This is a genomic window from Peijinzhouia sedimentorum, from assembly GCF_049340005.1.
Taxonomy (GTDB): Bacteria; Bacteroidota; Bacteroidia; order Cytophagales; family Cyclobacteriaceae; genus CAXBDP01.
Genome location: NZ_JBMPIY010000008.1, coordinates 48,395 through 67,589 on the forward strand (window position 1 = coordinate 48,395; position 19,195 = coordinate 67,589).

Genomic DNA, 19,195 nt, shown 5'->3' on the forward strand with positions numbered 1-19,195 from the left:
CACAATTATGAAAAGCGGGAGGAATAGAGCTGAGCATCTATTTCTTCCTCTTGGAATAAGTATCGGGATGTAGCGCAGTCCGGTAGCGTGCTCGCATGGGGTGCGAGAGGTCGTGGGTTCGAATCCCGCCATCCCGACGGAACCTGATAGTTGTCTATCAGGTTTTTTTGCTTTAGTAAGTTTGGCAGTAAAATCGTTCCTATTGGCGGGTTCACGAGGGCTTCGTGCGGCATGCCCTTGTGAATGAGTAATCCCGCCATCCCGACACAACCTGGTAGGCAACTATCAGGTTTTTTTGCTTTAGTAAGTTTGGTAGTAAAATCCTTCCTATTGGCGGGTTCACGAGGGCTTCGTGCGGCATGCCCTTGCGAATGAGTAATCCCGCCATCCCGACACAACCTGGTAGGCAACTATCAGGTTTTTCTCTTTGTGGCGGTTTGGTATTAGAGTAGTTTCTATTGGCAGGTTCACGAGAGCCTCGTTCGGTATTTGCCCTTGTGCCTAATTAATTTTCTTTTCCTTTCGTAAAGCCTTAACTTTCTAACGTTTAATGTTTGTATAAATTCAAATGTATTTCCATTTTGTTGTTAAGGCAAACAATATCAAAAAGTCGAAGTTCTAAAGGCTGGATATTTAAAACTCAAGAAAGAATGGAGGACTCAGTAAGTAATTTGGGAAAGTACCCACTTATAACCAAAGAACCCTTCTTCTCTGTCGTCATTCCTACTTTCAATCGCAGCCAAACCGTGTTAAGGGCTTTAAATTCTCTAATAGCTCAAACTGAAACAGACTGGGAGGCGATCATCATTGACGATGGAAGTACAGATAATACCTTCGACTTACTCATCCCCATTATAGGAAATCACCCACAAATTAAATATATTTTCCAATCGAATAAGGGAGCCGCAAAGGCTAAAAACACAGGCATATTTGTAGCCTCTGGCAGGTTTATCACATTTCTCGATTCCGATGATGAATTTCATCTTGAGCACCTAGAGATTAGAAAAAAGCTGTTGTTGGAAAGTCCTGAGCTTGATTTCCTTTATGGTGGAGTTTCCGTAATTGGCAATCAGTGGATGCCTCACAAGGATGGGTCAAACCGAACCCTGAAAGTAACTGAATGCATCATAGGCGGGACATTCGTTATGAGGCGAGAAGCTCTCCTTAGGCTCGAGGGCTTTAGAGACATCAAATTGAGCGAAGATTCTGATTTATTCGACAGAGCTGTAAAGGAGAATTTGCAGATATTGAAAGTTGAGGCACCAACATATCTCTATTACAGGGAAAGCTTGAAGTCGCTTACTCATGAATTTGCTCAAAGTCTAGCTTAAAAAAAACTAATTTCATTAATTCTTTTCTTCCTTAAAACTGCTTCCTAAGGGTTTATAAATGGAAAACTGCATTTTATTTTTAAGGACTTATTTAAACTTTAATAAAATCTTTTTCTAACTTAAACCCTCTTTTTAACTTATCACTATTTGCAGAGTTATGAATTTAGAAAGGCTAAAACATGATCATAAGGATATCTTAAATCATTGCCACGAAATCCGAAAAGAAATAGTAAGAAAAGCTCCACCAAAAAGGCTTCAAAAGATAGCAGCAGAAATCTATGAACAGCATTTAAAATCTCATTTTGAATATGAGGAGAAGCATGTGTTTCCTCTTTTGGGAAATGATCATCCTATCATAATTCAAGCAATTAAGGAGCATCAACAAATTGCGGCGATTTGCAAAATGAATGATTATAGCCTTATGCTAGCAAAGCAGTTAATGTCCGAAATGGATGCTCATATTCAATTCGAAGAGCGTGTAGTTTTTCCATATATCCAACAAACAGTGACAGAGGAACAATTACTTAAAATCTAAGCTATTCTTAAGGGCTAAAAATCAATTGCTTACTGTCTGAAAATCATTAGGATTTACTAAGGGCAAAGTTTCCGTTAAATGAAGAAGAAGTAATTTTTTAATCTAAATCTTTGTTGTCCTCATCAAACCCAATTGATATTTCTCCTGTGCGAAAAATACTTCAGATCTTACTTTTCTTCTTGAGCCTTGCATCTTGCAAATCTCCACATGTAGAATCTGGGAGCTACAATCTTATGCTCCAATCTATTTTGAATAGTGAAGTGCCTATTGTGAGCGTATCCGAATTGAAGCAAATGGATGATGTAACCATCCTTGATGCACGTGCTAAGGAAGAGTTTGATGTGAGCCATATTCCTAATTCTACATTTGTTGGTTTCGTGGATTTTGATATTTCAAAGGTGGCACATATAGATAAAAATCAGCCTGTTGTAGTGTATTGTTCTGTTGGTTACCGCAGCGAGAAAATCACGAATCAGTTACGTGAAAATGGATTCCAAAATGTGAATAACCTATTTGGTGGAATATTCGAGTGGGTAAATCAAGGAAATGAAATCATGAATACTCAAGGGCAAAAAACCTCCCGCATTCATCCCTACAGTTCCACTTGGGGCATTTGGCTTCGTAAAGGTGAAAAAGCCTACGAGTAAATTAATAGCTGAGTCAAAGAACCCTTTTGTATTTAGCTCTTGTTCCCTTTCCATAATTTCGAAGCTATGAGCTGTTTCAAAAATACATTTCTAAGTAAAAACCCGAATGAAGGCTGGATAAAATCTGGCGACTTGAAAATGATGGAGGGAATGGCTGAAAATGGAGATGCCGAAAGACCTACAGATGCATCATTTTGGGATGAAAAATTTAAGCGGGAGGATTTACTTTACGGCGAAAAACCCAATCAATATTTTGCTCAAAAGCTGACTGAATTAGCTCCGAGTAAACTATTGCTTCCAGGCGAAGGTGAAGGACGTAATGCTTTGTTTGCAGCCAAAGCTGGCTGGGAAGTAATAGCCCTAGACCAAAGTACTGAAGGTCGTAAAAAAGCATTGGCTATGGCAGAAGCGCATAATGTATCGCTGGAATATTATGTAGTAGATATTACAGCGGCAGAACTGAAAGATGATTATTTCGATGCTATTGGATTGGTATACATTCATTTACCAAAATACTTACGTAGAGCTTGGCATCGAAAGTTGATTAATTCCTTGAAACCTGGTGGACATTTAATTCTGGAAGGATTTAGCAAAAGTCAATTGGGAAAGACTTCAGGCGGACCGAAGGATTTATCAATGCTATTCGACTTACAAGAGTTGAAAGAAGATTTTAATAGCTTAGAAATAATGGAAGCAAGCGAAACGATAGTTAACTTGGACGAAGGATCAGGCCATAGCGGTGAAGCGTCTGTGGTGAGAATATTTGCACGAAAAACACATAATGGAATCCCTAAATAAAGATCAACTTAAATCACTTTTTCCGCAATTTGAGCAGGATTTACTCGATGCTTTGGAAAAAAATGGCACAGTTAAAGTCTTCCAGCCAGATGAGCTGCTGATGCGCACAGGGCAGTATTTTAAGTCCACAGTTTTGATATTGGATGGCCTGGTAAAGCTCTACAGAGAAGGCGAGGATGGTGGCGAATTTTTCATGTATCATTTGGAAAGTGGAAATGCCTGTGCTCTATCCATGATTTGCGCAACCAAAAATGAAACCAGTGCGATAATGGCCAAAGCAATCACCGAAACTACCGTGCTTATGGTGCCACTACACCTTATGGATCAATGGATGAAAGAGTATCGTAGCTGGTATTATTTTGTATTAGAAACCTACCGTTCTCGATTTGAAGAATTACTCGAAACAATCGATCAGATTGCTTTCCGCGCATTGGACGAACGATTAGAATTCTACTTGAAAAAGAATCAGCGGGCATTTAAAACTAATGTCCTAAATGTATCGCATCAAGAAATAGCAAACGAATTGAATTCGTCAAGAGAGGTAATTTCACGTTTGCTCAAAAAAATGGAGCAAAAAGGGATGGTGACTTTGTATCGGAATCAGATTGAGTTGCTAAATTAAGTTTTAAAATTCTGTCTTAGGTAACCAAAGTCACTGAACCTCTCGCTTGTTTGCCTCAATTTTGTATTTTAAATTGACAAAGGATGCAAAACAATATTTCTAAGATACTTCGTGGCTATTTGCCTATTCTCGATTGGTTACCAAACTATCGCAAGGAAAATCTCTCCGGTGATATTTCTGCTGGTTTGACTGTTGGTATTATGCTTATTCCTCAAGGGATGGCTTATGCAATGCTGGCTGGCTTGGAGCCTATTCATGGTTTATATGCAGTGACCATTCCTCTGATTTTGTATGCCATTTTTGGTACTTCAAGGCAATTAGCTGTTGGTCCTGTAGCAATGGTTTCATTGCTTACTGCAGCGGGAATTGGGGCATTGAATCCAACTGGGCCTGAACAATATTTGCTTTATGCCATCACCGTTGCATTTATGATTGGCGTATTGCAGTTTGGTATGGGTATTTTAAAGTTGGGCTTTGTAGTCAATTTCCTATCACACCCAGTAATTAGTGGTTTTACCTCTGCTGCGGCAATTATTATTGGACTCAGTCAGGTTAAGCACTTACTTAGAATCAGCCTTCCAAGCAGTGAGCATGTTCAAGAAATTATAGTTGCTATCTTTCAAAATATTGGAGATGTGCATTTGCTCACTTTTGGTATTGGAGTACTTGGTATTATCATTATCAAATATGGGAAAGCTATTCATAAGCAATTCCCGGCACCTCTTGTAGCTGTAATTGTAGGTGTTTTGTTGGTAAGCGTTTTCAATCTAACAGAACAAGGAGTTGTGATCGTTGGCGATGTGCCCAGTGGCTTGCCTACTTTCTCAAGTCCATCATTTGATACAAATACTTGGAGTACATTATTGCCAATTGCTCTTACCATTTCCTTGGTGGGTTTTGCAGAGAGTTTCGCTGTTGCAAAAACTATTCAAGCCAAACACAAAAATTATAGACTTGATCCAAATCAAGAATTAATAGGTCTTGGAATGGCCAATTTTGGAGCTGCATTTTTTAAAGGTTATCCAGTTACGGGAGGTTTTTCCCGTACTGCAGTCAACGACCAAGCAGGTGCTAAAACGGGCTTAGCTTCTATCATTAGTGCAGGCTTGATTGTACTTACCTTATTATTTCTTACAGGCCTATTTTATAATTTGCCAAGTGCCATCTTAGCGGCTGTGGTGTTAGTCGCCGTTTCTGGTTTGATAGATTTTAAAGAGCCAATATTACTTTGGAAAAAAGATAAAACTGACTTTGCCATGCTGATGGCCACTTTCCTAATTACCCTAACTTTAGGAATAGAGACTGGTATAATTAGTGGGATGGTGCTTTCCTTAATCGTAGTGATTTATAGGGCATCCAAGCCTCATATGGCAAAGTTGGGAAAAATTCCAGGCACAAACATATATAGAAATACTGCTCGCTTCTCGAACTTAGAAATGCGGGAGGATTTGTTGATTGCCCGGATCGATGGCCCTATATACTTTGCCAATGTAGAGTTTATCAAAACCAAGCTGGACAAATGGATAGCTGAGCAAAAGCCTAATTTGAAAATGATCGTACTCAATATGGAGTCGGTTACTAATTTGGATAGTACAGGTGCTCATGCATTCAAAGATTGGATCAAAGAATGGCGAAATCAGGATATTGGTGTTTGCCTTACAGCCACCAAAGGTCCGGTGCGAGATATTTTGAACCGCTGGGAAATAATCCAACTAATAGGTGAGGAGCAATGCTATATCAATACAGAAGAAGCTGTTTCGGTAATTGACAACACTTTCAATCCTGATTTGAAAGATAGGATCAAGCCTTACTCTATTCAATCCTTCTGATTGGAATGTGCGAGCTAAGTATGGATCAATTTCTTATTAAGAATAAGGAGTGGTCAAAAAAACTGAATGCGAGTAATCCAGCCTATTTCCAACAATTAGCAGAAGGTCAATCGCCTAAAGCACTTTTGTTGGGCTGTTCGGATAGCCGTGTTTCTCCATCACAGGTGTTGGGGGCAGAGCTTGGAGAGTTCTTTATCCATCGCAATATTGCCAATGTGGTATCTCATGCCGATATGAATTTTCTGTCGGTGATGCAATTTGCCATAGAAGTATTGAAAGTTGAGCATATCATCGTGTATGGGCATTATGGCTGTGGAGGAATAAAGGCGGCTTTGAGCAACGAAGCTCATGGCTTGATCGACAATTGGCTAGCCAATATCCGTGATGTTATCAATAGAAATAAAGAGGAATTGTCTACTTGCGAAGGTATAGATTGCCAAGTAAATAGGCTTGTAGAATTAAATGTACTCGCACAAATTGAAAACATCAAGCAAACCTCTGTTTATAAAGAAGCAATAAAAAGTGGCTGTAAAATCACCCTCCATCCTTGGGTTTTCGATTTTAGTACTGGGTTGGTGCATGATTTGGCAGCTGGAGATTAGTCTCAAATTTATATTGAACGTAATCTCTAGTAATTGATAAAATCCTTTTATCATTCCATAAATATGAAGAATCATAGCCCATGGTTTCAACCGTGGGAAATCAATAAATTTTGCCGAAAAACCGTTTTAACAGTTTGCCAAACCAAGTAAATCGCCCAACCTGCCAAATGACTATAGAGCATTTTGTAAAGTAGGGTTTGTAAGTCCATGATAATTTCTGGAATTTAAACCTTTTGATTTTTTATAATACTCTCAAATAATGAAGCAAATTATAATTTTCTTTTTCGCGATTACACTTTTGATTTTTAACACCAATACTGGTGCTGCTCAATCTACGGAAAATCAACTTGGTGGGTGGTTGATGTATTTTGGTGGCCACTCCTTAGGTGAAAAATGGATATTACACAGTGAACTTCAAATTAGAGAAAGAAACTTTAAAGGCCGTCATGAACAAGTATTATCAAGAATAGGCTTGCTAAGAAAAGTAAATCCAAAACTGACTCTAGGTGGAGGCTATGGCTTTATAACAAATTATGTTGGTGATGAAGATATTTTTTCTCCTTTCACCGTGGAGCACCGAATTTGGCAACAGATGATAGGTATAACTCCTGTGAGTAGGGTACGTTTCGAGCATCGCTTACGATTAGAACAGCGTTGGCTAGATGGTGATTACTCCAACCGTTTTAGATATAGATTGATGGCATCTGTGCCATTAAATCAAGAAACGCTTAGCAAAGGTGCAATTGCTTTCCATGTGTATGATGAGATATTTCTGAATATTACTGATAAGCCATTTGATCGAAATAGATTGTATGGCGCATTGGGTTACCATTTCAGTAATACCCATCAAATACAAGCAGGCTATTTGCGCCAAAGTTTGAGCAACTTTTATGGTGATTATCTTCAATTAGCAATATTTATTACAAAATAAAAATCCATTATGGAAAAGCCATCAGATTTAATAGTTCGAGATTTTTTAGCCATTGAACGTACAAGGTTAGCTAATGAGAGGACCTTCTTGTCTTATTTCCGTACTTTTATAGTAATGCTCAGTTCGGGCTTTGCTATTCTGCATTTGGAGTTATTCGATGAACTTAAATGGTTGGGAGTGATTTTACTAGTAGTGGCGCCAATGATACTATTTGTAGGGATTGCTAGGCTTATTTATGTAAAGCGTAGAATCAGGAAATATTATACGAGCGAATCTCCTAAGTAGGATTTAGGATGTTTTACCTCCCGCATTTCTAGTGAAATTCTTACTAATTAATTAGCTTAATTCGAAGCAATTAATTCTTGTTTTTCCTTATTCATTTTTCAGTCTTTTCTGCCATTATCCAAGAGTATTTCCTGAGTGAAATCAATAGCCTAAGTGATTCAAGTCACCAAACTTGGTAATTCCATAGTTTATTTTTGTGTATCAAATAAATGAAAACAAAAAAAAATAGATATGGAAGACAATCAAAACACAATGAATTACATGCCTAGAATTGGAGACATTGCTCCTGATTTTGAAGCTGTAACGACTACTGGCAAAATACGTTTTTCAGAATTTGCTAAAGGTACTTGGACTGTACTTTTCTCTCACCCTGCGGATTTTACACCTGTATGTACAACAGAGATGAGTGGATTTGCTTTGGAGCAAGATAAATTCACTGCATTGAATACCAAGCTTATTGGCTTGAGTATAGATAGTATCCACTCACACCTAGCTTGGGTAAATAATGTTCGCGAAAAAACTGGCGTGTATTTCACTTTCCCAATCATTGCCGATTTGGATATGAGTGTTGCAAAAGCTTATGGAATGTTGCAACCAAATGAAAGTGAAACGGCTGCTGTGAGAGCGGTATTCTTTATCGATCCTGAAATGAAAATCAGATTGATTATGTACTATCCGCTGAATGTAGGTCGAAATATGGATGAGATCCTTCGTTCGCTTGAAGCCCTTCAGTTTACTGATAAGCACAAAGTTGCCATGCCATTGAATTGGAGAAAAGGTGACAAAGTAATAGTGCCACCACCAAAAACATTGGAAGAAATGGATGCCAGAATCGCAGATACTTCTTGCGAAAAGGTTGATTTCTACCTAGCCAAAAAGGAAATAAAATAATCTAAAAACCAAAATAAAATAGGGGCTCAATTAGCCCTTATTTTTTGCCCATATTTCAAGCTTTCAAATTTTTGTGAAAAGGGAATTGTAATTCAGTAAATTAGGTTTTGAAACAGATATTTATCAAAGAATTCAAGAAAATTTCGGCAATGTGATTCAAGTCACTGTAGGAGTTTGCTTGCTTGAATACCTTTGTATTGTAAAGCTGAAAAAACAAACAAAAATATATGAAAGTAGAACAGATTTATACTGGTTGCCTAGCACAAGGAGCTTATTACATTGAGAGCAATGGTGAGGCAGTCATTATCGACCCATTGAGAGAGATTCAGCCATATTTGGATAAGGCTGAGAAAGAAGGGGCGAAGATCAAATATGTATTGGAAACTCATTTCCATGCTGATTTCGTTTCGGGTCATATCGATTTGGCCAAAGCAACTGGCGCACAAATCGTATTTGGCCCAAATGCCAAAACTGAATTTGAATCATACACAGCAAAAGATGGCGAAGTATTGAAGGTAGGTGATGTGAGTATTGTAGTTATACATACTCCTGGTCACACAATGGAAAGTACTACTTATTTGCTTCGAGATAAGGATGGAAAGGATGTTGCTATTTTCACTGGCGACACATTGTTTATTGGCGATGTGGGTCGTCCGGATTTGGCTGCCAAGTCTTCACTTACCGTGGAGGATCTTGCGTCTCATTTGTTTGATTCGCTTCGCAATAAGATTATGCCTTTGGCGGACGATCTGATTGTATATCCTGCGCATGGTGCAGGCTCGGCTTGTGGTAAAAACATGAGTAAGGAAACTACGGATACTTTGGGCAACCAAAAGAAATTCAATTATGCCCTTCGTGCAGATATGACTCGCGAGGAATTTATCAAGGAAGTAACGGACGGGCTATTGCCACCTCCATCATATTTCCCTGAAAATGTGATGATGAACAAAAAGGGCTACGACTCAATAGACGAAGTGCTTGATCGTGGACTGCAAGCTTTAAGCTCAGAGGCCTTCGAAGCAGCAGCAAATGAAGTTGGCGCATTAATTCTAGATGCTAGAGATCCTGAAGTATTTGCGAAAGGATTTATTCCAAACTCAATTAATATAGGTATCAATGGAAGTTTTGCCCCTTGGGTTGGAGCACTTATCCCAGATATCAAGCAGCCGATTCTGATCGTAGCTGAGCCTGGTGTAGAGGAAGAAGTAGTGACAAGGCTTGCAAGAGTTGGCTATGACTTCGCTATTGGTTTTCTCGATGGAGGTTTCCAAAAATGGAATGGCGAAGTTGATAAAATTGAATCTATTTCTGCTGAAGAATTTGCTTCTCGCTTTGCAAAAGGCGGATTAGATGTGATTGATGTTCGTAAGGAAACGGAATATTATGCTGAACATGTAGATGGAGCTCGCAATTTGGCTCTTGACTATATCAATGACCACATGGCCGAATTCAGCAAAACTAAGCCACAATACCTGCATTGTGCGGGAGGATATCGATCAATGATCGCTGCTTCTATTTTGAAGTCTAGAGGCTATGATAATGTAGTAAATATCGAAGGTGGTTTTAAAGCAATTGCCGAAACTACTGTTCCAAAAACAGATTATGTGTGCCCAAGCACAATGACTAAATAAATAACCATTAGCTCAAGCTTGCTTATTTTCTTAAAAGGGAGCAAGCCGGCTTTTAACCAAAATAAAATGATGGACTTTTTTAAAAGCATGTTCACAAAGAACTACGAAAACCTAGATGGCAAGGCCTTCAAGGAGATATATGAAAAGGAAAAAAGCAATGCAGTATTGCTAGATGTTCGTACAAAAGCTGAATTCCAAGGTGGAACAATCAAAGGGGCAAAAAACATTGATTTGATGAGCCCTACTTTTTCTGAGCAGGTGGATAAACTCGATAAGAATAAGATCTACTTATTGTTCTGTCGTAGTGGAAACCGTAGTGGACAAGCTTGTAATATTATGGCAGGCAAAGGTTACAAGGTTTATAACCTTTCTGGTGGTGTAGGTGCTTGGCCTGTTTAGTTTCAACAGTTTTCAAATTATTTGATTCAATTACAAAATCTATACGACCATGAACAGCATCTTTAAAATAAGCATTTTGTTGATTGTGATAAGTATTGCAGCATTAGCTTGCCAAAACGCTACAACTACAGAAGTTATTGAGCCAAAGGAAATTGATTTCGAAGAGTTTACTGAAATGGCTTTGGATGAAAATGTGGTGGTGCTGGATGTAAGAGAACCACATGAATATGAAAACTGGCATTATGATGGTGCCATACTAATGGACTATAATAATGGTCAATTTGAAGCAGAAAAAGCACAATTAGATAAGTCTAAAACCTATCTGCTTTATTGCCATACCTCCCGCAGAAGTTCGGCCGCAGCACTTGAGTTAGCTGAAATGGGTATACAGAGCTTTTATCTAAAAGATGGTTACAGCGGATTGACCATCAACAAGTAAATTCCCTATTAATCAACATTTGAAAATGAATATTTTAATCCCAACGGATTTTTCTCCGCAGGTTGACTTTGCATTGATTTTGGCAAGGAAAATCGCAGCAAAAATTCCAACAAATATTGAATTACTCAATGTGATTCAATGCCGAACCGAAGCGCGTGTAGGTGCCAATGGCCAAATTGAGGTGGAGGAAGATAGTGTGCAAGGATACTTACAAGCACAATATGAGGCAGCACAAAAAGGTTTTGCAATGTATGACCTGTCGGTATTTGAACAAGCCAATACGCTTGTGGAATTTGGGCCATTGTCAGACACAATTGTAGCAAGAGCAGAGCAAGGTAATTTTGACTTGATAATAATGGGAACCAAAGGCGCCTATGGTTTGAAGGAGTTGTTCTCAGGTTCTGAAACCCAGCATGTGGTTCGCCATAGCAAGGCTCCAATATTGAGTCTGATGTGCGATAGATCAGATTTAGAAATTGAAGATATTTTGCTCGTGCATGATATTTTGGATGAAGATGCCACTTTACCTCGCGCCGTCAAAATGTTGATTGAAGCCTTTGGAGCCAAACTGCACATATTGAATAAGCAAGATGCAAAAAATGATGTGCTGACAGATGCTGTGTTTCAAGCATTTTTGGAACGTGAACATTTACAAAAAGTGGATGCTCATTTTTACAAAGATAAAATCGACGAACGTGCAATCATTGGTTTCGATCAGATGCACAAAATAGATTTGATTATGATTAGTGCACACATGCGCTCAGGTTTGTCACAACTTTTCCACCCTGAATTAGCAGAAAAGCTGGTAAACCACATGCACAAACCAATCATAACCTTTCACATATAAAAAATTAGAGATTTGATATGGAGTGGATAACCCAACCTTGGTCATGGTATGCTTCCGGCTTAGTCATTGCCTTTATAATGGTATTACTTATATTTTTTGGAAAGTCATTTGGCTTTTCTTCCAACCTGAGAACCATGTGTAGCATGGCTGGCGCAGGTAAGGTAGTTTCATTTTTTAAATTTGATTGGAAAAAGCAATCATGGAATTTACTGTTTGTAATAGGCTCGGTAATTGGCGGATACATTGCCAATACTTGGCTCAACGATGGTTCCGTAGTGGAAATTTCCCAAGCGACAATTAATGATTTGGCAGCACTTGGAATTGCTGCGCCTGTAGGAATTCAACCAACGGAAATATTCAGCTGGGAGTTTGCCTCATCTGCAAAAGGATTGATTTTCTTGATATTTGGAGGTTTCTTGGTAGGCTTCGGTGCGAGATGGGCGGGAGGTTGTACTTCAGGGCATGCAATTAGTGGCTTAAGCGATTTGCAAGTGCCATCGCTTATTGCAGTGGTCGGTTTCTTTATTGGAGGCCTAGTGATGACTCATTTTTTACTTCCATTTTTGATTTGATAGACCAATGGTAAAAGCATTAAAATTTATATTAGCAGGAATACTTTTCGGGATTGTGATGACAAAGTCCGAAGCGATATCCTGGTTCAGAATTCAAGAAATGTTTCGCTTCCAATCCTTCCACATGTATGGAATTATTGGCACAGCTGTGGCGGTAGGTGTGGTTGCAGTTCAACTGATCAAGCGATTTAAGCTAAGAGATATTGCTGGAAACCCAATCATCTTTAACCCGAAAGATATGAGTTGGTGGAGATACCTAGGAGGTGGCACCATATTCGGCTTGGGTTGGGCGATGACAGGCGCATGCCCTGGGCCAATGTTCGTAAACTTTGGCTATGGGTATACTATGATGATTCTGATTATATTAGGCTCATTATTAGGCACTTTTATGTATGGCGTGTTAAGATCAAAATTGCCACATTAAGATAATCGATCCATGAAAAGCCCTGAAAGAATCCTGCTCACCCTCACAAAAGTTATGGTCACGGCCATTGCACTTACAGTGTTTGTGGTAATTGCTTTGGTGTGGGTATTATGGTTTGAGCCGCAAAGTAGCTCCAGTGCTACTACGCCTAATTTGGCAGTAAATGTAGCTCCTGTAAAGCCTGTGATTGATTACTGGCAAGCTCCAGTCATTTCATCTATTCCGGAAGAGGATAAAGAAATGGTTCTTTACGGGAAAGATTTGATTGCAAATACCGCTCATTTTCTCGGCCCTAATGGAACTGTTGCCCAAATGAGCAATGGGATGAATTGCCAAAATTGCCATCTTGATGCGGGTACCAAAGCATTTGGAAACAACTATTCAGGAGTATCGAGTAATTATCCGAAAGTGCGAGCGAGATCAGGGAAAGAAGAGAGCATCGAAAAACGCATAAACGATTGCTTTGAGCGCAGTCTAAATGGCGATAAATTACCAGAGGAGAGCAAGGAAATGCAAGCAATGGTGGCTTACATGAAGTGGTTAGGAACGGGGGTAGAAAAAGGTGAATCTCCAACTGGGGTGGGTTTACCTCAATTACCGTATTTGGATAGACCAGCCGATATGGTGAAAGGCCAGCAAGTGTATGTTACCCAATGTGTAGTTTGCCATGGCGAAAATGGAGAAGGCGTAAAATCAGCAGACGGTCGCACATACACATATCCTCCACTATGGGGAGAACATAGTTATAATTCTGGAGCCGGGCTTTATAGAATATCTCGCTTTGCAGGATATGTGAAAGCTAACATGCCGCTCGGCGCTACAATCGATTTTCCAATTCTAACTGATGAGCAAGCATGGGATGTTGCAGCTTATGTCAACTCCCAAATCAGACCTGAGAAAGATCTATCTGCTGATTGGCCAGATATAAGCAAAAAGCCAATTGATCATCCATTCGGACCCTATTCGGATGGATTTACAGAGATTCAGCATAAGTATGGGCCATTTAAGCCTATTGTTGAAGCTCGTAATAAATAATACAAACTCATGATTCTACGACTTTCAATTACCGCTATACTATTACTAGCTGGGTTCAATTCTTTTGCTCAAGAAGTAGAGAAGAGAGACCTTGGCAAAATAGATGGTAGAGCGCGACTATATTTGATGAATACCTTAAATGAAGGTGGACTTACTGATTATTTCGCTTCTGCAATGGGAGTTGGCTTGGGTTATTCAAGTCCAATGATCAAAGGATTTCAATTCCGTACTTCAGCATTTTATACGCAAGGATTATACAATAGCGACCTTACAACTCCTGATCCACTAACCAACGCTGCCAATCGCTATGAAATTGGGCTATATGATGTAGGAAACCCATCTTCTAGAAGTGTTTTCCGGGTGGAGGAACTCTACTTACAATATAAATCTGAGTCATCTTATTTAAGATTGGGCAGGCAATTACTCAATACGCCTTTTATCAATCCGCAAGATGGCCGAATGAGCCCTACGTTTGTGCAAGGCATTTATGGAAATTTGCAACTTTCTACTCAGTGGAATGTAGAAGGAGGCTGGCTCAATAGGATGGCGCCAAGATCTACCTCCCGCTGGTTTGGCGTAGGTGAGTCGATGGGATATTACCCCCAAGGCTTATTGGAAACCGGGCAAGGGGCAAACTATTTTTCAAATATCGAAAGCGTCGGAATTGGTATTTTAGGGGTTCATTTTCGCCCAAATTCCAAATTCCAAATCAGTGCATGGAATTATTTCGTAGAGAATGTGCTGAATATTGGCCATATTCAAGTCACTGGAAATTTTCCTGCTGATGAAAAATGGTCGATAATTTCAGGAGTTCAATTGACCAGACAGGATGCTATAAATGATGGTGGGAATTCAGATTTGACTAAGACCTATCTCAATCCCAGTAGCTATAGCAATGTGTTAAGTGCTAGATTAGGTGCAAAGAATCAGCGGGTGGAATTTAATCTTAATTATACTCGAATTTCCAAAACAGGACGATTTCAGTTTCCACGAGAATGGGGACGAGATCCATTTTTCACCTTTATGCCTCGCGAGCGAAATGAAGGATATGGTGGTGTGGATGCGCTAATGGCCAAGTTCGAGTACAGCCTAAATTCTGGCAAGACTAAGCTCAGCTTATCGCATGGACGATTTAGTTTGCCTGAAGCCAATGATGCCAAATACAATAAATATGGAATTCCGAGCTATCACCAAAGCAATTTTGAACTGAGGCAACAAATCAATCCAAGCATTCAATTACAATATCTGGCGGTTTACAAAGGCCGTGTGGGCGATACCTATGGCAATGATAGATTTGTGATCAATAAAGTGAATATGTTTTATCAAAACTTGGTGGTGAATTACAAATTTTGATTTGACTAGCAATTTTGAAGCAAGTGAAATTCGATTAATTTTGTTTCATGAGGATCACTATTCCATTCATCTTTTTGGCTACTCTGTCAACCGGCTGTACACCGCAAAATGCTGAAAATATAACTCTGCCACTTGCAGAAGTAAATGCGCAAGGAGCCTTGCAGGAGGTGATGCTCAATGGCAATCTTCAAGCAAATATCCTTATCGATACGCTTGAAAATCAAAGGCTAATTGGCATTGGTCCATTAGGCAGATTGCAAGGAGAAATTACTATTTTGGATGGAAAAGCTTTTGTAACAAGTATAGATTCTGTTGGTAATCCTATCGCAGTAGAGGTAGATAGTCTACAGGCTCCTTTCTTTGCTTATGCGAATATTTCCGATTGGCAAACTTTCGGTTTTTTGAAGGAAGTAAATGACTTGCCAAGCTTGCAAGCAGCCATTGAAGAACTGGCAATAATTGAAGGATTAGATTTGACTCAACCTTTTCCTTTTCATATTAAAGGAGAAATCACCAAGGCTGGCTATCACATAATTTCTAAGCCCGCAGGCGAGCTCGAACATTCACATGATTTGCATAAAGCTGCCAAAGTCAATTTTGAAGTAGAAGAGGAGGAAGTAACATTTGTTGGCTTTTATTCTCAAGTACATCAGGGAGTTTTCACGCATAGGGGCGATTTCATTCACATTCATATTATTCTTCCCAATGGTAATATTACAGGTCATTTGGATGAGATTACCGCAAAGGCGAATACCTTAGAGCTCTGGGTTGGGTTAATGTAAATATTCGTTATTTCAATAAGATCATATTCAATTATTTCAAAAATCTGTTTCAAAGTCTTTTGCCTTTTTATAAAAATGCTATATTGCTGTAAATAAGAGTAATATGCAATTAGAAACAGTATTTAGCTTTTGTAGCAGTTTGGCTTTAATCAGTTGGATTCTGCTTTTTATTTTCTACAAAAAGTCATGGGTTTATGTCTTTTTGTTTTCCTTCGTTATTATGCTTTTGGCTTTGTTCTATGTCTTTTTTATTGCTCAGGGTATGGGCGGAGATTCAGCGGGGGGATTTGGCAGTTTGGCCGAAGTAGCCCTGCTTTTTCAAAAGGATGAAGCCTTATTAGCAGGCTGGATTCATTACTTAGCATTCGATTTATTTGTAGGAATGTGGGAAGCTAGCGATGCAGCCAAGCGAAATATTAACCGATGGCTTTTATTGCCTTGCATGATTTTTACCTTTATGCTTGGGCCAATTGGTTTGCTGCTATACTTTATTATTAGAGGGATTGCTAGCAAAAATGTATTGCAGAACCCATACGCAGCATGAAACTAGTAAGGGAGATATTTCAGCGAAACCAACTATTAGCTTGGTTTGGACTGTTTAATTTTTTATTATTTTTAGCACTGATTATTGTTTCCCAATTTGATACTCGCACTTTATTCAGCATAAATGTATGGGTTAAACCCATGAAGTTTTTCATTTCCATTGGCCTTTTCAGTTGGACGATGGCATGGTTGCTCGATTATATCAAAAGCTCAGGTAAAGTATTTCGAATTTCATTAGTCATTGTTATTTCAATGTTGATCGAAATTGTTATCATCAATTACCAAGCTTATAGGGGCGTCCCATCCCATTTCAATATTCAAAGTGTAATGGATGGCGTGCTTTTTCAAATTATGGGTATTGCTATTTTGGTAAATACGATCATGGTTTTTTGGTCTTTTGTCTTATTTGCGAAGCACAGTCGATTACCCAAAGGCTATTATTGGAGCATCCGAATGGGTATGTTAATATTTATTATTGCTAGTTTGGAAGGGTTTTTAATGGTTGGGAATTTGGGGCACACCATAGGCGCAGATGATGGACAAGAAGGGTATTTTTTTCTAAACTGGGCAAAGGAATATGGAGATTTACGGGTTGCACATTTCCTTGGACTACATGCTTTGCAAGTGATTCCCTTATTTGGCTGGTTTGTAGCTAAAGACAAGCCTAAATGGGTTTTCATTTTCAGTCTCCTTTATTTCCTATTATCCTTAGGCACTTTTTGGCAGGCGATAGCTGGGAAGCCTGTTTTTTGATGAGTTTGAAATCTTTTCTATCTGGGTATTTATCAAAGATTCAAGCATATTCAGCTTCAGACAATTTAGTTGCACACGCCTTTGATTAATACCCGAAATATTCCATAGGGCTGTTGGATTTAATATCGGATTCCATTAGGTTTAAAAACCTGTTAGTAACATCCACAGGTTACAATTCAGAAATGGCAAAAAAGATAATACTCTCATTAGCATCTGTCTTTTTATTTTGGCAATCTGTTTCATTGCTATCTAAAATTCATGAGTTTGACGTAGAGTCCTTAATTGCATTATTTATTATTGCTTGGATCGTGAATCTATTTATTACTGGGGTATTTGCTTTTGCAGGCTTTGCCTTTCCTACGCAGAGAATTCTTCCAGATTCATATTACCAAATACACAAACCCTCTAAACTGACGACTACATTTGAAGTGTTAAAAGTCGATCTCTTCAGGAAGTTTCTATTGGCTACCTTTTGGCGGAATAAGGCTCAAAGAAAGAAATATTTTAATGGTAAAAAAGATGGGATTTCCATCTTGGTCGAACAATCAATGAAATCTGAATTTGGTCATTTATTGCCCTTTATTATTATAAACTTGGTAAGTGCTTATTTTATAGCGATCAATTTTTTTGAATTAGCCTTATTTACACTTCTATTAAATATAATTGGAAATTTGTACCCTATCATTTTGCAGCGGCATCATCGCATGAGAATTCAGTTAATTAGTGAAAGACAGCAGGCAAGAAAGGATAAGTGAAATTTTTTTATAGTTTCCCAATTGGAGAAAATTAGAATTGAAGAAGAACCTTCATAAGTCTTCAATAATTTGAAGAGGAATTTAGTGAGTAAGTTTGTTCAGTGATGAGTAATAAGAATTAGATTAAAAGATCGAAGTCTACTTGAATTTATAACATCTGGTTAGCTAGTATTATTCAATTTGATCCTCTATCCCATAATTAGCACCTCCCAACAGAGGCAGGATTTACCAATCATGCTAGTAAATCTGCATTTTACACTCTTCTAAATGGCTTTCACTTTCAGATAAGAAATTTTGTCTATATCTTATTGAAAATAATCAAGCCAAAACCTATTTATGAATTTCGAGGAAGCAGAGTTACTATCGTTAAAAAATAGACAAGAGTTTATAAGCTTAGCAGGTAAAAAAAATGTCGATATAAGTAAGGCGCTTAATAAATTGAAGTACGAAACAGTACTCACTCAATTGCAAACTGAGCTTGTGGCATTGCAGCAATGGATTCACCAAAATAAAATGCGGGTGGTAGTGATTTTCGAAGGGAGAGATGCTGCTGGAAAAGGAGGCTCGATTAAGAGGTTTACCGAACATTTAAACCCTCGATATTCTAATCGGATAGCCCTGCCCAAACCCACCGAAATTGAAAGAGGCCAATGGTATTTTCGAAGGTACATTAAAGAGCTTCCCAATCCTGGTGAAATGGTGTTTTTTGATAGAAGCTGGTATAATAGAGCGGTAGTTGAACCTGTAATGGGCTTTTGTGACCAAAAAGAGTATAATCAGTTTATGGTTCAAGTGCCAGAGTTTGAGCATATGCTTTATGAAGATGGTGTTAAGATCATTAAGTTTTGGTTTTCAATCTCAAAAGACGAACAGAAAAAGCGCTTTGATGCAAGACTTAAAAGTCCACTGAAAAGATGGAAATACAGCCCAGTAGATATGAAAGGCCAAGAACTTTGGGACAGCTACACTAAATACAAAGAGTTGATGTTTAGTCGAACGCATACCAATTATAGTCCTTGGATTATTGTGAAAACCAATGATAAAAAGCAAGCTCGCCTAGAAAGTATGCGCTATGTATTATCTCAATTCGACTTTCCATTGAGTGAGAAATCGTCTGTTTCCATATTTCCCGATCCCAATATTATTATCAGGTATCATCGTAGTGCAGACCAAATAGATATTTAAATCCCT

The 19,195-nt window shown here is 38.6% G+C and carries 23 protein-coding genes and 1 tRNA gene; all 24 read left to right on the plus strand.

Annotated features, from left to right (window positions below):
* Positions 1–63 precede the first annotated feature (63 nt).
* The 24 genes from ACOXY8_RS11840 (at position 64) to ppk2 (ending at position 19,189) form a co-directional block, all read left to right on the plus strand.
* Positions 64–137: transfer RNA gene (locus tag ACOXY8_RS11840), tRNA-Pro, on the plus strand.
* A gap of 513 nt (positions 138–650) precedes the next feature.
* Positions 651–1,331, plus strand: a complete 681-nt coding sequence (locus ACOXY8_RS11845; protein WP_458331809.1) for a glycosyltransferase family 2 protein — start codon at positions 651–653, stop codon at positions 1,329–1,331.
* 157 nt (positions 1,332–1,488) lie between these two features.
* The gene (locus tag ACOXY8_RS11850) at positions 1,489–1,866 is read left to right on the plus strand and encodes a hemerythrin domain-containing protein (RefSeq protein ID WP_458331810.1); all 378 of its coding nucleotides are present in this window, start codon (positions 1,489–1,491) and stop codon (positions 1,864–1,866) included.
* Positions 1,867–1,979: 113 nt separating this feature from the next.
* Positions 1,980–2,513 (plus strand): rhodanese-like domain-containing protein, encoded by a 534-nt coding sequence (locus ACOXY8_RS11855; RefSeq protein WP_458331811.1) that lies wholly within the window; start codon positions 1,980–1,982, stop codon positions 2,511–2,513.
* A 66-nt stretch (positions 2,514–2,579) separates the two neighbouring features.
* Positions 2,580–3,311, plus strand: a complete 732-nt coding sequence (locus ACOXY8_RS11860; protein WP_458331812.1) for a class I SAM-dependent methyltransferase — start codon at positions 2,580–2,582, stop codon at positions 3,309–3,311.
* Positions 3,295–3,933, plus strand: coding sequence for a Crp/Fnr family transcriptional regulator (locus ACOXY8_RS11865; RefSeq protein ID WP_458331813.1), 639 nt, complete (start codon positions 3,295–3,297; stop codon positions 3,931–3,933). Before ACOXY8_RS11860 ends, ACOXY8_RS11865 begins: the two co-directional genes overlap by 17 nt.
* A gap of 83 nt (positions 3,934–4,016) precedes the next feature.
* Positions 4,017–5,762 (plus strand): SulP family inorganic anion transporter, encoded by a 1,746-nt coding sequence (locus ACOXY8_RS11870; protein ID WP_458331814.1) that lies wholly within the window; start codon positions 4,017–4,019, stop codon positions 5,760–5,762.
* Positions 5,763–5,767: 5 nt separating this feature from the next.
* Positions 5,768–6,364, plus strand: coding sequence for a carbonic anhydrase (locus tag ACOXY8_RS11875; RefSeq protein ID WP_458331815.1), 597 nt, complete (start codon positions 5,768–5,770; stop codon positions 6,362–6,364).
* Positions 6,365–6,623: 259 nt separating this feature from the next.
* On the plus strand, positions 6,624–7,295 hold the full coding sequence (locus tag ACOXY8_RS11880; RefSeq protein ID WP_458331816.1) for a DUF2490 domain-containing protein: 672 nt from the start codon (positions 6,624–6,626) through the stop codon (positions 7,293–7,295).
* A gap of 9 nt (positions 7,296–7,304) precedes the next feature.
* Positions 7,305–7,580, plus strand: a complete 276-nt coding sequence (locus ACOXY8_RS11885) for a DUF202 domain-containing protein (protein WP_458331817.1) — start codon at positions 7,305–7,307, stop codon at positions 7,578–7,580.
* Between the two features lie 231 nt (positions 7,581–7,811).
* Positions 7,812–8,471 (plus strand): peroxiredoxin, encoded by a 660-nt coding sequence (locus ACOXY8_RS11890; protein ID WP_458331818.1) that lies wholly within the window; start codon positions 7,812–7,814, stop codon positions 8,469–8,471.
* Positions 8,472–8,698: 227 nt separating this feature from the next.
* Complete coding sequence (locus tag ACOXY8_RS11895; RefSeq protein ID WP_458331819.1) at positions 8,699–10,102, plus strand: MBL fold metallo-hydrolase; 1,404 nt, start codon at positions 8,699–8,701, stop codon at positions 10,100–10,102.
* Between the two features lie 87 nt (positions 10,103–10,189).
* Positions 10,190–10,501, plus strand: coding sequence for a rhodanese-like domain-containing protein (locus ACOXY8_RS11900; RefSeq protein WP_458331820.1), 312 nt, complete (start codon positions 10,190–10,192; stop codon positions 10,499–10,501).
* Between the two features lie 49 nt (positions 10,502–10,550).
* Positions 10,551–10,940 carry a rhodanese-like domain-containing protein gene (locus ACOXY8_RS11905; RefSeq protein ID WP_458331821.1) on the plus strand — a complete coding sequence of 130 codons (390 nt, stop codon included), beginning with the start codon at positions 10,551–10,553 and terminating at the stop codon, positions 10,938–10,940.
* 25 nt (positions 10,941–10,965) lie between these two features.
* A complete protein-coding gene (locus ACOXY8_RS11910; protein WP_458331822.1) occupies positions 10,966–11,787 on the plus strand; it encodes a universal stress protein in 822 nt (273 codons plus the stop codon).
* Positions 11,788–11,804: 17 nt separating this feature from the next.
* A complete protein-coding gene (locus ACOXY8_RS11915) occupies positions 11,805–12,359 on the plus strand; it encodes a YeeE/YedE family protein (protein WP_458331823.1) in 555 nt (184 codons plus the stop codon).
* A 7-nt stretch (positions 12,360–12,366) separates the two neighbouring features.
* Positions 12,367–12,783 (plus strand): DUF6691 family protein, encoded by a 417-nt coding sequence (locus tag ACOXY8_RS11920; RefSeq protein ID WP_458331824.1) that lies wholly within the window; start codon positions 12,367–12,369, stop codon positions 12,781–12,783.
* A gap of 12 nt (positions 12,784–12,795) precedes the next feature.
* Complete coding sequence (locus tag ACOXY8_RS11925) at positions 12,796–13,818, plus strand: c-type cytochrome (RefSeq protein WP_458331825.1); 1,023 nt, start codon at positions 12,796–12,798, stop codon at positions 13,816–13,818.
* A gap of 9 nt (positions 13,819–13,827) precedes the next feature.
* Positions 13,828–15,171, plus strand: coding sequence for an OprD family outer membrane porin (locus ACOXY8_RS11930; protein ID WP_458331826.1), 1,344 nt, complete (start codon positions 13,828–13,830; stop codon positions 15,169–15,171).
* A gap of 47 nt (positions 15,172–15,218) precedes the next feature.
* Positions 15,219–15,953 carry an acetolactate decarboxylase gene (locus ACOXY8_RS11935; RefSeq protein WP_458331827.1) on the plus strand — a complete coding sequence of 245 codons (735 nt, stop codon included), beginning with the start codon at positions 15,219–15,221 and terminating at the stop codon, positions 15,951–15,953.
* A 103-nt stretch (positions 15,954–16,056) separates the two neighbouring features.
* Positions 16,057–16,497, plus strand: coding sequence for an ABA4-like family protein (locus tag ACOXY8_RS11940; protein WP_458331828.1), 441 nt, complete (start codon positions 16,057–16,059; stop codon positions 16,495–16,497).
* 140 nt (positions 16,498–16,637) lie between these two features.
* Positions 16,638–17,249: a hypothetical protein gene (locus tag ACOXY8_RS11945; protein WP_458331829.1), complete on the plus strand. Its 612-nt coding sequence runs from the start codon at positions 16,638–16,640 to the stop codon at positions 17,247–17,249.
* A gap of 182 nt (positions 17,250–17,431) precedes the next feature.
* Entirely contained in the window at positions 17,432–18,004 is a 573-nt protein-coding gene (locus tag ACOXY8_RS11950) for a glycosyl-4,4'-diaponeurosporenoate acyltransferase CrtO family protein (protein WP_458331830.1), read from the plus strand.
* A gap of 336 nt (positions 18,005–18,340) precedes the next feature.
* The gene (ppk2, locus tag ACOXY8_RS11955) at positions 18,341–19,189 is read left to right on the plus strand and encodes a polyphosphate kinase 2 (RefSeq protein WP_458331831.1); all 849 of its coding nucleotides are present in this window, start codon (positions 18,341–18,343) and stop codon (positions 19,187–19,189) included.
* Positions 19,190–19,195 lie beyond the last annotated feature (6 nt).

Excerpts from the sequence above, each read along its gene's own strand:
- ACOXY8_RS11880 (WP_458331816.1), top strand. The coding sequence starts at position 6,624 with ATGAAGCAAATTATAATTTTCTTTTTCGCGATTACACTTTTGATTTTT.
- ACOXY8_RS11935 (WP_458331827.1), top strand. The coding sequence starts at position 15,219 with ATGAGGATCACTATTCCATTCATCTTTTTGGCTACTCTGTCAACCGGC.
- ACOXY8_RS11930 (WP_458331826.1), top strand. The coding sequence starts at position 13,828 with ATGATTCTACGACTTTCAATTACCGCTATACTATTACTAGCTGGGTTC.
- ACOXY8_RS11920 (WP_458331824.1), top strand. The coding sequence starts at position 12,367 with ATGGTAAAAGCATTAAAATTTATATTAGCAGGAATACTTTTCGGGATT.
- ACOXY8_RS11895 (WP_458331819.1), top strand. The coding sequence starts at position 8,699 with ATGAAAGTAGAACAGATTTATACTGGTTGCCTAGCACAAGGAGCTTAT.
- ACOXY8_RS11845 (WP_458331809.1), top strand. The coding sequence starts at position 651 with ATGGAGGACTCAGTAAGTAATTTGGGAAAGTACCCACTTATAACCAAA.
- ACOXY8_RS11915 (WP_458331823.1), top strand. The coding sequence starts at position 11,805 with ATGGAGTGGATAACCCAACCTTGGTCATGGTATGCTTCCGGCTTAGTC.
- ppk2 (WP_458331831.1), top strand. The coding sequence starts at position 18,341 with ATGAATTTCGAGGAAGCAGAGTTACTATCGTTAAAAAATAGACAAGAG.
- ACOXY8_RS11850 (WP_458331810.1), top strand. The coding sequence starts at position 1,489 with ATGAATTTAGAAAGGCTAAAACATGATCATAAGGATATCTTAAATCAT.
- ACOXY8_RS11870 (WP_458331814.1), top strand. The coding sequence starts at position 4,017 with ATGCAAAACAATATTTCTAAGATACTTCGTGGCTATTTGCCTATTCTC.
- ACOXY8_RS11925 (WP_458331825.1), top strand. The coding sequence starts at position 12,796 with ATGAAAAGCCCTGAAAGAATCCTGCTCACCCTCACAAAAGTTATGGTC.
- ACOXY8_RS11885 (WP_458331817.1), top strand. The coding sequence starts at position 7,305 with ATGGAAAAGCCATCAGATTTAATAGTTCGAGATTTTTTAGCCATTGAA.
- ACOXY8_RS11945 (WP_458331829.1), top strand. The coding sequence starts at position 16,638 with ATGAAGTTTTTCATTTCCATTGGCCTTTTCAGTTGGACGATGGCATGG.
- ACOXY8_RS11875 (WP_458331815.1), top strand. The coding sequence starts at position 5,768 with ATGTGCGAGCTAAGTATGGATCAATTTCTTATTAAGAATAAGGAGTGG.
- ACOXY8_RS11940 (WP_458331828.1), top strand. The coding sequence starts at position 16,057 with ATGCAATTAGAAACAGTATTTAGCTTTTGTAGCAGTTTGGCTTTAATC.
- ACOXY8_RS11905 (WP_458331821.1), top strand. The coding sequence starts at position 10,551 with ATGAACAGCATCTTTAAAATAAGCATTTTGTTGATTGTGATAAGTATT.
- ACOXY8_RS11890 (WP_458331818.1), top strand. The coding sequence starts at position 7,812 with ATGGAAGACAATCAAAACACAATGAATTACATGCCTAGAATTGGAGAC.
- ACOXY8_RS11860 (WP_458331812.1), top strand. The coding sequence starts at position 2,580 with ATGAGCTGTTTCAAAAATACATTTCTAAGTAAAAACCCGAATGAAGGC.
- ACOXY8_RS11910 (WP_458331822.1), top strand. The coding sequence starts at position 10,966 with ATGAATATTTTAATCCCAACGGATTTTTCTCCGCAGGTTGACTTTGCA.
- ACOXY8_RS11900 (WP_458331820.1), top strand. The coding sequence starts at position 10,190 with ATGTTCACAAAGAACTACGAAAACCTAGATGGCAAGGCCTTCAAGGAG.
- ACOXY8_RS11950 (WP_458331830.1), top strand. The coding sequence starts at position 17,432 with ATGGCAAAAAAGATAATACTCTCATTAGCATCTGTCTTTTTATTTTGG.
- ACOXY8_RS11865 (WP_458331813.1), top strand. The coding sequence starts at position 3,295 with ATGGAATCCCTAAATAAAGATCAACTTAAATCACTTTTTCCGCAATTT.